Source organism: Helicobacter sp. 13S00477-4 (assembly GCF_002272785.1).
Taxonomy (GTDB): Bacteria; Campylobacterota; Campylobacteria; order Campylobacterales; family Helicobacteraceae; genus Helicobacter_J.
On sequence record NZ_MLAS01000001.1, the window covers coordinates 203,864 to 216,781 of the forward strand.

The window sequence follows — 12,918 nt, forward strand, 5'->3', positions numbered from 1 at the left end:
TCCTTTTTCTTCAAATTTTACATAAAAAAAATAAATTTTTACCAAAAAACTATAGAAGAAAAAATCTTGATAAATAAGAAATATGTTTACCATAAGCTATTAACTTATGGTAAAGGATTTTGATGGCTTAAAATGTTGTAGACAAAGTGATGAAATAACGTCTACCTTCATAGCTAGAATTCCATAGATTTGTGATTTGATCTCCAGCACCTTTTTTGCCATAAGCATAATAATCAATAAAATTGGTATTCAAAAGATTTTGAATACCAAAACTCACACGAAAGTTTTTATCAATACGATAGTTAACCCCAAGATTGAATACATAATAAGGCAAATACCATTTAGCTTTATAATTACCCAAATTCTTCTGAAGATTTTGCAAAGTTTTTCCACTCTGATTGCGGTATCGTTCAGATTTATATACCCCTTGTAAATAAACATCTGCTTTACCTAATATATTATAACCCATTGTAACATTGACTTGATTTTGAGGAGTGTTTGTGACTGGATCACCTTTTGATCCACCACTCAATTGCTTGCTATGAGTAAAAGTATAGTTTGCATTGAAATGAAATCCATAAATAGGCTTGACATCAAAAACAACTTCAACGCCTTGAGTAAAAGCTTCATCAACATTAGTAAGTGTACTACATCCATTTGTTGAGCTATCATGCCCCACCACATGAGGGTTGATACATCCAGGGTCACCATAAGCAAGCGATAAACGGTTGATTTTATTTTTATAATCATTCCTAAAATAGGTCGCACTGAAAGTTATCGGATCAAAATCTAGTGCAAATCCAGCTTCATAACTCACAGAAGTTTCTGGCTTCAATTTTGAATTACCCAAAAATGGTAACCCTCCTTGTGCTCCATAGCCAAATGCCAAGTCTGTAGTCTCGCTCACATAAGGTTGCCTATACGATGTGGAGACCCCCCCCCTCAATTGGATCCAAGAAAAAGGATCATAAATAAGATAGCCCCTTGGAGAGAAATTATTACCAAATTGCTGGTCATATGTATATCGTCCTCCAAAAGTCAATGTGATACTCTCTAAGAAACTCGCCTCATCTTCTGCATATATTGCTATCTGGCTTTTAGCTGTATTGATACCATTTGGAGTAGCATAAATAATTTCATTTTTATCAGTGAGTGTGGTGTCTTTTGCTGCTGTTTTAGTGCCATCATGACTCCAAGGGTATTTATTAGTCCCATAAGGTGCATCATGAAATGTTTGGAGCCAATATTGTGCTCCAACAGTAAGCGTATCAGCAAACCAACTATTAGTATACAAAGGGATAGCCGCTTGAGACTGCAATATCATATCATTTCCCTTAATATCCCTATTTTCGTGATCTGGATTCGTTGGCGAAATGACATACGGAACCACACGACCCAAATTTGTTGTATTGTTGTATTGTAAAGTTGTTTTTGTCTTACCCCAAGAATAGTTCCCTAAATGTGCCAATACAGAGTTTGTCCGCCAATTTATGTAAAATTTTGGAGAAGAAGTAAAATCTCCAAGCTGTTTTTTACGATTGTCATAGTTTTGATAACCATTAGCAACATCTAAATAAAAATAATTCGACTCATCCATTGCATAGGCTAACCTCAATCCGATATTATAAGCATTTCCCTCTGAAGGATTCCCAATATAGCCTGGAGTTGCTTCTTTTTTTACTCCATCTATATCAGTATATGTAAACTGGACATTTGAAGGGGTTCTATAAAAATACATCCCTCTGAGTTGTAAGGCTAATTTATCTTTCACAATAGGTCCTGAAGTATAAAAATTCACCCCATAATAATCACTAAATTGTCTACGTTCATTGATTGTACTTTGAAGCTCAAAGGCAGTTTCCCAATTCTTCATATTGGGTTTTTTTACAATCACATTGACTACACCACCAATAGCATCACTTCCATATAAAGTACTCATAGGACCCCTAATAACCTCTATCCTATCAATAGCAACCCTCGGAGGCATAAAAACATTCAAAGCCTGAGCCCAACCATAATTTTGAGTACCTACATCCCCAGCCACATTCTGCCTCAAACCATCCATTAATATTAATGTATAGATTGCAGGAAGCCCACGAATTGAAATTTCATATCCACCACTTTTACCCTGTCCTGTACCAATATCTACACCCGGTAGATTGAATACCGCCTCTGCCAAATCATGATAATCTACTTCTTGAAGACTTTTTTCATCCACTACAGATATAGAAGCGGGTGCTTCTTTTATATCCTGAGCAAAACCAGTCGCAGATACAACTGACTTTTGAAGAAGATAACTCTTTTCTGATTCTCCACCTAGCTCATCTCCAAATGTGAGCAAAGGAAACAAAACCATTGAACTTGCAATTAAAGCTTTTCTAAATACTTTCATTCTAAACCTTTTTATCGTGAATTTTTTATGAATTTTTTTCAATATACGAAGGTTATAATAATGATTATTAAAATTTTATTAAATATAGTTATAATTTTATTTTTCAATAAAATCAAATAAAATTAATCGTAATCAAAAAACAAGTGTTATATTTTTTTGATATTTGTAAGAAAATAAACGACATTGAAGAATATGGAAGAGCAAAATACTAAAAACAACCCAAATACAAATTTTATTCTATAAATTATTCAAATGTCTAAATCATAGACTATCAGAAAGCTTTATCCCTAAAAATCTCAACAAAAAATCCTTAATGAATCCATTAATATATGGAAAAATACTAATAAAACATTAAAAACAATCTTTTATATAAATATGATAATATATTAAAATAATTTTTATATATTATAGCAATAATATAATATCAAAATACTCTTAAAAAGGATTTTTATGTTTATTATGTGGTTTATTTTAGCTACTTCATTAGGTTTTCTTTCTTCAAAGAAAATGTTAGCTATCACATTATTATTCATCTCTATTGTCTTGGGTATTTTCGAAGGAGTACTCACACCAATTGCATTAGCCTGTTTGCTGACCATTGCTTGCATTGGGTTTTTACATCAATATTCCAATACCACACTCCGTATCCCTACAGAAATACTATTGTTTATCTCAACAATTTTATTGGTATTACATTTTTTGCCTGGTATTGAGAATTTAAGGATTCTTGATAAGGTAACTATAGGTCCCCATAGCACTCCTTACACTATGTACTTTAACTTTGACAAAGCACTCATACCATTTATTTTATTCATGATAGTGCCAACTCTTTTTAATGCAGGGACATCAAAAAAACAAGTTTGGTGGCACTGGATTTTACTTGTTATATCTGTGCCTCTCTTATTGCTAATTGCTATGGCAATAGGGGGATTAAAAATTGAACCACATTTTCCAAACTGGTTATGGCAATTTGCTTTAGCAAATCTATTTTTTGTTTCACTTGCTGAAGAAGCTCTTTTTCGCGGTTATATCCAACAACGTTTATCTAAAATCACAGGCAACTTGATTGCATTATTCATCACTGCTATTTTATTTGGTATGATGCATTATTCAGGTGGATACTTGCTAGTGATTTTTGCTATTTTGGCAGGACTTATCTATGGTATTGCTTGGATGTGGAGCGGGAAATTATGGATAAGCACTTTATTCCACTTTGGGTTCAATCTAACACATTTACTTTTCTTCACCTATCCAATGTATAGAGCTTAAAAAAACCTTTTCTCCAGTCTACTCTAAAATTAAATCTTTACAATTCTTCTCCTTAAGACAATGTTTTTTTCTTATTCGAAACAGAATATTTTTGAATCATTTATTCTTCCTTAAGTTATTAATAATTATAATAATCATTTTTAAATAATATTTACTACAAAAGGAAAATAAAGTGACAAAACAAAATAGTTTTAAAAAATTTAATTTGGGTTTTTTAATGTTGTCTAGCTTATTATTTGCAGATAATCCAAGCACCTCCCCTCCACCTGATAATGATTTTAATGATTTTATAGAATCCAAAAATTCTTACCAGCTAAAATCCATCACAACGACTTCAAACAAAATTGAAGAATTAGCATTTCAAAGCGACTCTTCACTTTCCATTGCGACAGGCAAAGAACTTGACAAATTAGGTATTACAAATACTCAAGAGTTAGGTAAAGTCTTTTCAGGACTCATCATTACGAGTTCAGGAAATATCGGTTATCCTTCTGTTACATTGCGAGGCATACATGCAGGGTATTACTATTCTCCAAGCATACGATTGTATGTTGATGGCATCCCTCAAGATATGGCTTTTATCAACCAATCATTGATAGATGTAGAAAGAGTAGAACTCCTGCGAGGTCCTCAAAGCACTCTTTATGGAGAAAATGCTCAAGCCGGTATCCTAAACATCATCACCAACACATCCAAAACCAATACCCCAAAAACAAATATACGTACAAACTTCTCTCTCCTCAAACAAAATGCACTCATCACTATTTCCACACCTATCATCAAAGATTGGTTATATATGCGAGGTAATCTAGAAAAATCTTATTTTTCAGGGCAAATAAAACAAAAAATCACAGGGTTAAAAGTCGATACATACAATATGCTATTAGGCAATATTACTTTATTATTAGAACCAAAAAATCATCCTTTTTATGCAAGCTTGAATTATTCTGCTGATGATGTAAAAACACACGATTCTATTTACCTCAACCCTACAGAGTTCAAAGATTTAGTATTCAGTGGTTTTGTCCCTTTCGTGCAACGCAGAGTAGATACATATGCCCTAAAGCTAGGTTATCGTTTTGAAAACATTGATTTTTATAATGTTTTCTCATTCCAAAGAAGAAACCTTTATCAAGACACACAATGGGGTGATTGGTATGAAAAACAAAATCAAATCACTGATGAACTTCGCTTTGTCAAAAAATATCAAAATGGGAGCAACTCTATTGTGGGATTTTATTTTTCCAATGCAAATTTTCATCACCAAACCCCTGATACGCTAAAAAATTTCCCCGATGGCAAACTCAATGGAGCCTCTAATCATCTCATCACTAATCAATACGCTATCTTCAATGAAAATAAAATCTCTTTTTTAAAAGTTTTTGATTTTACTTTTGGTCTGAGGTATCAGTATGGGACATCAGATATCAACTATACAGTTGAGCACCCTCTTCAAAAAGGCTTCGATTCTTTTAAAGGATTTTATCAATACCAACGATTGATTCCAAAAATCGCACTTGGATATCAAATCAATGATGATAATCGAGTCTATGTGTCTTTTTCGGAAGGTTTTAAACCCGGAGGTTTTCCAAATGCTATATTTTCTGAAGCCTATAAAAATCATTTCAATCCTGAAATCTCTTATAATGGAGAAATTGGTTATAAAGCCTTCTTTTTTGGTGATAAGCTAAGTTTACAAGCAGCTTATTATTATATTTATATCACTGATAGACAAGAGCCTGCTGGTATTGCTGGAGGAAAAATAACTTTGACAAACTTAGGCAATGCCCAAAGCACAGGTTTAGAACTTAATGTATCATATAACCCCATTGAAAGTCTTTTGTTCTCGCTCAATACAAACATAGGCAATTCACGATTCAAAAATAGTTATGACCCTATCACCAAACTAGATATCACTAACAATTACCTCACCTTTGCTCCAGATGTTTCCCTCAATGCAAATGTGGATTACAATTTCTATTCTTTAAGTAACCTAAAATTTTATGCTAATCTAAACCTACAATACTACTCAACAACTTATTTTGATAATCAAAATTTTGTAAAACAAAATCCTTACGCTCTATTTGACGCTTCTTTAAGACTTGAGATGAAAAATATACAAATCAGACTTTATGGCAACAATCTTGGAAACTACAAACATTATCGCTATGCCTACAATTTTGGTGAAGGAAAACCATATTATTCACAATTACAAAATTTAAGAAACATTGGTATTGAGCTTGGTATAAAATTATGAAAAAGAAATTACACTCTATCCATCTGTATTCAAGCTTATTTTTCTTGCCATTAGCATTTATATATGCTTTGAGTGGTATTTTTTTCCTAACAGGCTATTATGGAAATATCAAAACCCAAACTTATGAAATCAAGCACAATCCAAAAGAGATTTTACTAACAGAAGAACTCAAAGATTTTTTACTTGATTTTTTATCATCCAATCAACTCAAAATCCCTAATGACAAAACTCCAAAACCTACAAGAGACAAAAAAGGTATTGAAATTGGCGTGATGAGTTATATTGCTCAAATCAAACAAGAAAAAGATATTTTAATCATCAAAACATTTCAAAGAGATTTTATTAGCAATCTCCTAGCTTTGCATTTCGCACAAGGGAGATGGTATTTTGATGTTTTAGGTATTTGTTTTGGTATCGCTTTAGGTATATTTTATCTTAGTGGAATCCTTATGATCAGACATTCCAAATATAAAAAACCCCTTTGGATAACATTCTTTTTAGGATTAGGGGTTACATCGTTTATAGCTTATTGGAGTTCATTTTAGTTCTCCTCTAGCCATATATCCACCAAACAAAATGTAACTTTTTGTAAAAACCATAAATCTATTTTACACTCAACCATAAGCTTTCAGATAAATCATTCTAAAATGATTTATCTTTCAATCAAATCTTGAGGAAATCTTATGAAAATCCTGAAAGAAAATTCAAATACAGCATTCTTAATATTACCCTTAATAGTCCTATGTATGGGACAATTTGGCACAAGTGCGGATAATAATTTTTTAGCTATCGGTGCGAGTGCGATTATCTCAAACCTTAATGCCAATATTTCTGATATTTCTTTGGCAAATTCAGTCTATTCTCTTATTGCCGCCTCTTTTATGATAGCTGGTGGACTCATTGCTATTGTCCTTAAGCTCAAAAATACCCTTAGAATAGGCTTGGTGATGATATCTATAGGAGAATTTTGCCTTGCATTCTCCCCTAATATCACTTTTTTTATTTGGGTAGGCAGAGTGCTAACAGGCTTGGGTGCTTCCTTACTCATTCCTTCTGTATTGGGTCTAGTAGCAGCTATTTATGAAAACAAGCAAAGAGCAATAGCATTTGGTTTTATTGGCACTGCTACTGGTATTGCAAAAATATTTGGTATGGTTGTGGGTGGTTATATTATTGATTTTTTTGGATTTAGATTTGCTTTTGCAATTTTGGGTTTTTATTTTATTATTGTGTTAATAATGAGTATTTTTATCCCACAAACTAGCACTGAGAACAAAAAAATTCGCTTTGATTTTATCGGGACAATTATTGCCTCTCTTGGACTATTTTTGTTTGTCATAGGTATTAATAAAATATCAGTTTGGGGATTGATAACACCTATTAAACCTCCTTTTGAATTTTTTGGAATCTCCCCAGCACTTTTGAGCATCCTCATTGGCATTATTTTATTGACAATCCTAATACCGATAGAGAAAAAAATTGAAGAAAAACACGGCTCTGCCCTATTGCCAAAGAGTTTTTATTCCAACCCTGCAGTCAGAAATGGATTATATGGTTGTGCAATGGTATTTGGCGGATTGGGTGCTATCATTATTGTTATTGATCCTTTTTTTATGCTAGTAGCTGGTTTCAGTGCTGGACAAACAGGTATAGCCGTATTACCTGCCTCAATTATGATGATCCTTTTTTCTATGGGTGTACCCAAACTTTTCCCTGACATAAACAGACAGTTGGCTATCAGGATAGCTTATGTTAGTTTCATCATAGGATTTATCTTATGTGGTTTTGGCATGGAAGCTAATGGAGTAAATATGTTGATGTATATTGGTCTTAGTTTTTGTGGTGCAGCGATGGGTATATTGACCTCTCAAGCAGACAGCGTTGTAGCAAACTCTGTAAATAAAAGAGATGCACAACAAAGTGGAGGCATACAAGCCACTACAAGAAATATAGGAGAATCAATTATTATCGCACTTTTAGGGATGTTTTTGACATTTATGTTGCCCTTACATTATTCTAATACCATTCAAAAACAGCCTATTTCTGAAGAGACAAAAAACTTTCTCCATGATAAAAAATTCCGTTTTATGAGCAATCAACAATTCAACTCTCTGATTTCCAATCAAAATCCTTCCGATCAATCTATCTTAAAAAATGCCTATATTTCAGACAGACTTCATATTTCAAAAATAGCAATGTTTTTTGCTGCATTTATAGCCTTTTTATCGCTTTTTGGCACAAGCCATATCCCTAAATTTCATACAAAACAAGAATAAGGAGTTCAAAAACAATGTGTACTGCATTTTCATTACAAACAAAAAAAGGTTTCATAAGTGCTAGAAGTATGGAAAGCCCAACTCCAGGAAATTATGAGCATTTCAATACTTTAGTTCTTCCTAAAGGTTTTTGCATACCCAATGCTCAAAATCAAAAAATCCCCAATCGATATGCTATTTTAGGTAGCAGTCATTATGGCTTATACTCTCTTTGTGATGGAATAAATGAACATGGGCTTTCAGGAAGTGTAAATCTGTTCCCTCACTTGAGTTCTTACCCACAAAACCCAAGTAAAAATCTTTCTTTTACTCCTCAGGATTTATTCCCTTTTTTGTTAGGAAATGTAAAGAATTGCAATGAAGCAAAAGAATTTTTAAAAGATATTGAAATGCTTCAAATACCTTTTGAAGGGACTCAATCAGTCCTAGCCCTTCATATTGCATTGTTTGACAAACAAGGTGGTTTTTTAGTCATAGAACCTCAAGACAAAGAACTCAAGATTTATGAAAGTAAAATCAGAGTAATGACCAACTCCCCGCAATTCCCCTGGCATATCCAAAATCTATCTAATTATACTCACCTTCAAGCAGAAGAAAAAAACAATCACGACTTTGAAGGGATAAACCCTTATGGCTGGGGAAGTACCTCTATGGGACTTCCTGGAGATTTTACACCAACTTCACGATTCATTAGAGCAGCATTTTTTGTACGTAATTCTCCGATATTTGAAGACAACCTCAAAGGAGTCAAACAAGCATTAAGGATACTACATCAATTTGATATTCCTTTTGGTGCAATGAAAAAAGATAAAGTATTTGAAATCACACAATACATTGCCATAATGGATAACATTGAACTTAATTATTACTTAAAACATCATGATGGTTTAGACTTGGAAGTATTTGGTTTGAAAAATTATCTTGATGCAAAAAATCCAATCGTCCTTAAGAAAATGACCTAAAATTCACTTCTTTTCATTTATTTTTACAAAAATACTTGCCAAAATACCTCCTGATATATTATGCCATACACTAAAGATTGCAGCAGGCACTGCAGCAAGAGGATATGCAGCAAAATGAATCACAGCAAGACTTGCAGCTAATCCTGAATTCTGCATACCCACTTCAATGGAAATTGCTTTGATCTTAGAAACTGAAAATCTAAAAAATCTACCAATCAAAAAACCAAACAAATAACCAAACAAATTATGCAAAATCACCACCAATACAATGATAAAACTGCTTGATAAAATTTTTGAAGCATTTGCACTTACGATAGAAACAATAATCGCTACGATACCAATTGTAGATATTAAAGGCAGGATTTCTTCAAAATGCTTAGAAAATTTTGGAAAAAACTTATGGACAAACATACCCAAACCAATAGGTATTAAAATAACCTGCACAATACTTAAAAATATATTATAAACATCAACTTCTACATCTTTTCCCACAAAAAAATAAATCAATACAGGAGTAATAATTGGAGCAAGGAATGTTGTACAACTTGTAATAGCTACAGAAAGTGCAACATCTCCTTTTGAAAGATAAGTAATGACATTAGAAGCAGTCCCACCTGGACTTGTCCCTACCAAAATCACACCAATAGCAAGCTCTACAGGCAAAGCAAAAATTTTAATAAGCACAAAAGCCAACAAAGGCATCACTAAAAATTGAGCAAACCCTCCAATGATGACTTCCTTTGGTTTCAAAAAAAGTATCTTAAAATCTTGCATACGGATACATAAGCCCATCCCAAACATAATAACTCCCAATAAAGGAGCAATAAAATCAGAACGAATGAAATTAAAATATTGAGGCAAAAACAAAGCCATGCCTGCAAAAAAAACTACAATCATTGCAAGGTATTTGCCTGCAAAAGAAGCACTTTGTTTTAAAAAATTCATTTATTTGCCAATGTATACTTGTCTAGGACGCGTGATCCTAGCATGTGGATTTTTTATATGTTCTAAAAGCTGTGCACACCATCCAGGCATCCTCCCAATTACAAATATTGGAGTAAACAACTGCACAGGGATTTTTAATGCCGTGAGGATAATACCTGAATAAAAATCCACATTAGGATAGAGATTCCTTTCAATAAAATATTCATCATTCAAAGCGACTTCTTCAACCTTTTGTGCTATTTCACTCAAATGAGTATCCATTTTTATACCTTTTTTATCCAAATCATCTTTAAGTCCTTTTAGCACTTTTGCCCTTGGATCATAATTTTTATATACACGATGACCAAATCCCATCAATCTAAAAGAATCATTCTTATCCTTTACCCTCTCAATGAATTTATCCACATTTTTTACATCACCAATTTCATTGAGTTGTCTGAGTACTTTTTCATTTGCACCCCCATGTGCAGGTCCCCACAAAGCTGAAATACCAGCACTGATAGCTGCATAAGGATGTACGCCCGTAGAAGCTACATTCCTTACAGTAGTCGTGGAAGCATTTTGTCCATGATCAGCATGTAATGTAAAAATTTTATCCAAAGCTTCTATTTCCAAAGATGAAATTTCTTGCTCTCCATCTAATGTTTGTTTTAGCTTACCATGAGGATAAGCACGAAGCATATAAAGAAAATTTTCAACATAAGACTTTGTAATATCTGGATAGATAAAAGGAGCTCCAACAGCATTTCGATAACAAAAAGCCACCATTGTAGGGATTTTTGCAATAATCCTACGAGCCATGGTTTGATAATCATCTTCATCTTCCATATCTTTATGATCAAAATACAATGTAGATAGGATAGAAACAGCCGAAGAAAGAGTCGCCATAGGATGAGCTCCATCTGGCAAAGCAGAAAAAAGATTGATAAAACCTTCGTGTAAAAAACTTCGATGACGTAATTCTAAATCAAATTCAAGCGATTCTTTTTCATTCTTAGGTAATTCATCACTGATAAGAAGCTTACAAACATCGCTGAATTTATATTTAGCTACAAGTTCTTGAACTGAATGTCCCTTATAGAGCAATTCACCCTTTTTGCCATCTATATAGCTAATAGTGGATTCACACCCTGCAGTAGAACCATAACCCGGATCATAAGAAAATATACCTGTTGTTTCAAATAGTTTTGAAAAATTGACTGCTTTAGGTCCCCTAGTACACTCAATCAGATCAAAATCAAACTTCTCTTTGGTAGTATTATTGATTAAAGTGATTGTTCCCATTTTAGTTTCCTTTCATAAATGGATTGATTTTTGTCATTTGACAATCTTTTCATGTATAAGCACTATTTTACACATAAACACTTAAAATAAGTCAATACTTCATCATATTTTTATATTTCTGTGTTTTTTAGTGCTAAACTACACAATATGATTTAAATTTTAATAAGGAGAATTGAAATGTCAAATTTTAATGGTTACAATCCAAAATTCTTAAAACTCCCTCAAAATGGAGAGGCAATCACACTTACAAAAGAAGGTAAACTTAATATACCCAACAACCCTATCATTCCGTATATAGAAGGGGATGGTATTGGTGTAGATATCACACCCGCAATGCTAAAAGTGATTGATAGTGCGGTTTCAAAAGCTTACAAAAACGAAAAAAAAATACATTGGTATGAAGTATTTACTGGAGAAAAATGCTACAACAAATTTAAAAATGAATCTTCTCTCACTCCTATGGAGCAATGGTTATTACCTGATACTATTGAAGCGATAAATTATTTTAAAATATCCATAAAAGGACCTTTGACAACACCCATTGGGGAAGGTTTCCGTTCTCTTAATGTTGCACTACGTCAAATGCTAGACCTTTATGTTTGTCTACGTCCTGTCAGATGGTATGGCAGTCCAAGCCCTATTAAAGAGCCTTCAAAAGTCGATATGGTTATCTTCCGAGAAAACAGTGAAGATATTTATGCTGGTATTGAATTTGCTCAAGGAACCCATGAAGTAAAAAAACTCATTCAATTTTTACAAAATGAAATGAAAGTTACTAAAATCCGTTTCCCAGAAAGTAGTGGCATAGGTATCAAACCTGTCAGCAAAGAAGGAAGCGAACGATTGATAAGGAAAGCTATCCAATATGCTATTGAAAATGACAGGTCATCAGTAACTCTAGTACACAAAGGCAATATCATGAAATTCACTGAAGGTGCATTCATGAAATGGGGTTATGCTCTTGCCAAAAATGAATTTAATGCAATAGAAATAGATGGAGGACCTTGGTGTCAATTCAAAAATCCAAAAACTGGCAAAGAAATCATCATAAAAGATATGATAGCTGATGCTTTTTTGCAACAAATCCTACTCAGACCAGCAGAATATGATGTCATAGCTACGATGAATCTCAATGGTGATTATATTTCTGATGCACTTGCTGCAATGGTTGGAGGTATTGGTATCGCACCAGGTGCAAACCTGAATGATAGTGTAGCAATGTTTGAAGCCACTCATGGAACTGCTCCAAAATATGCTGGACTAGACAAAGTAAATCCAGGTTCACTTATTTTAAGTGCTGAAATGATGTTAAGGTATATGGGATGGATAGAGGCAGCTGACTTGATTGTCCAATCAATGAAAAAAGCTATCGAATCCAAACAAGTAACTTATGACTTCGCAAGGTTAATGCAGAATGCAAAAGAAATCAAATGCTCTGAATTTGCTGATATAATGATAAGCTATATGTAAAAATTCATTTTTTATAATCAAAATTAGCTTAAAGCTTAAAATTCCAATTTTTAGAAAATACAA

Annotated in this window: 9 protein-coding genes; 6 read left to right on the forward strand and 3 right to left on the reverse strand. The window is 33.2% G+C overall.

The window, feature by feature from the left end:
- Positions 1–127: 127 nt before the first annotated feature.
- Positions 128–2,392 carry a TonB-dependent receptor gene (locus tag BKH44_RS00980; protein WP_095269208.1) on the reverse strand — a complete coding sequence of 755 codons (2,265 nt, stop codon included), beginning with the start codon at positions 2,390–2,392 and terminating at the stop codon, positions 128–130.
- Positions 2,393–2,842: 450 nt separating this feature from the next.
- Between BKH44_RS00980 and BKH44_RS00985 the strand changes: the two genes are divergently transcribed.
- The 5 genes from BKH44_RS00985 to BKH44_RS01005 all read left to right on the forward strand — a co-directional run bounded on the left by BKH44_RS00985 (position 2,843) and on the right by BKH44_RS01005 (position 9,156).
- Positions 2,843–3,661 (forward strand): CPBP family intramembrane glutamic endopeptidase, encoded by an 819-nt coding sequence (locus BKH44_RS00985; protein WP_219349876.1) that lies wholly within the window; start codon positions 2,843–2,845, stop codon positions 3,659–3,661.
- Between the two features lie 172 nt (positions 3,662–3,833).
- Positions 3,834–5,918, forward strand: a complete 2,085-nt coding sequence (locus tag BKH44_RS00990; RefSeq protein ID WP_095269210.1) for a TonB-dependent receptor — start codon at positions 3,834–3,836, stop codon at positions 5,916–5,918.
- Positions 5,915–6,463 carry a hypothetical protein gene (locus BKH44_RS00995; RefSeq protein WP_095269212.1) on the forward strand — a complete coding sequence of 183 codons (549 nt, stop codon included), beginning with the start codon at positions 5,915–5,917 and terminating at the stop codon, positions 6,461–6,463. Before BKH44_RS00990 ends, BKH44_RS00995 begins: the two co-directional genes overlap by 4 nt.
- 138 nt (positions 6,464–6,601) lie before the next feature.
- Positions 6,602–8,194: an MFS transporter gene (locus BKH44_RS01000; protein ID WP_095269213.1), complete on the forward strand. Its 1,593-nt coding sequence runs from the start codon at positions 6,602–6,604 to the stop codon at positions 8,192–8,194.
- A 14-nt stretch (positions 8,195–8,208) separates the two neighbouring features.
- A complete protein-coding gene (locus BKH44_RS01005) occupies positions 8,209–9,156 on the forward strand; it encodes a linear amide C-N hydrolase (protein WP_095269215.1) in 948 nt (315 codons plus the stop codon).
- 3 nt (positions 9,157–9,159) lie between these two features.
- Here BKH44_RS01005 and BKH44_RS01010 read toward each other — a convergent pair whose 3' ends face one another.
- Together BKH44_RS01010 and BKH44_RS01015 are read right to left on the reverse strand one after the other, a co-directional pair.
- On the reverse strand, positions 9,160–10,101 hold the full coding sequence (locus tag BKH44_RS01010) for a bile acid:sodium symporter family protein (protein WP_095269216.1): 942 nt from the start codon (positions 10,099–10,101) through the stop codon (positions 9,160–9,162).
- Positions 10,102–11,385, reverse strand: a complete 1,284-nt coding sequence (locus tag BKH44_RS01015; RefSeq protein ID WP_095269218.1) for a citrate synthase — start codon at positions 11,383–11,385, stop codon at positions 10,102–10,104.
- Positions 11,386–11,562: 177 nt separating this feature from the next.
- Here BKH44_RS01015 and icd point away from each other — a divergent pair, with 177 nt between their 5' ends.
- On the forward strand, positions 11,563–12,855 hold the full coding sequence (gene icd, locus BKH44_RS01020) for an isocitrate dehydrogenase (NADP(+)) (protein ID WP_095269219.1): 1,293 nt from the start codon (positions 11,563–11,565) through the stop codon (positions 12,853–12,855).
- The last annotated feature ends 63 nt before the right edge of the window (positions 12,856–12,918 follow it).

Excerpts from the sequence above, each read along its gene's own strand:
- BKH44_RS00980 (WP_095269208.1), bottom strand. The coding sequence starts at position 2,392 with ATGAAAGTATTTAGAAAAGCTTTAATTGCAAGTTCAATGGTTTTGTTT.
- BKH44_RS00985 (WP_219349876.1), top strand. The coding sequence starts at position 2,843 with ATGTTTATTATGTGGTTTATTTTAGCTACTTCATTAGGTTTTCTTTCT.
- BKH44_RS00995 (WP_095269212.1), top strand. The coding sequence starts at position 5,915 with ATGAAAAAGAAATTACACTCTATCCATCTGTATTCAAGCTTATTTTTC.
- BKH44_RS01000 (WP_095269213.1), top strand. The coding sequence starts at position 6,602 with ATGAAAATCCTGAAAGAAAATTCAAATACAGCATTCTTAATATTACCC.
- BKH44_RS01005 (WP_095269215.1), top strand. The coding sequence starts at position 8,209 with ATGTGTACTGCATTTTCATTACAAACAAAAAAAGGTTTCATAAGTGCT.
- BKH44_RS01010 (WP_095269216.1), bottom strand. The coding sequence starts at position 10,101 with ATGAATTTTTTAAAACAAAGTGCTTCTTTTGCAGGCAAATACCTTGCA.
- BKH44_RS01015 (WP_095269218.1), bottom strand. The coding sequence starts at position 11,385 with ATGGGAACAATCACTTTAATCAATAATACTACCAAAGAGAAGTTTGAT.
- icd (WP_095269219.1), top strand. The coding sequence starts at position 11,563 with ATGTCAAATTTTAATGGTTACAATCCAAAATTCTTAAAACTCCCTCAA.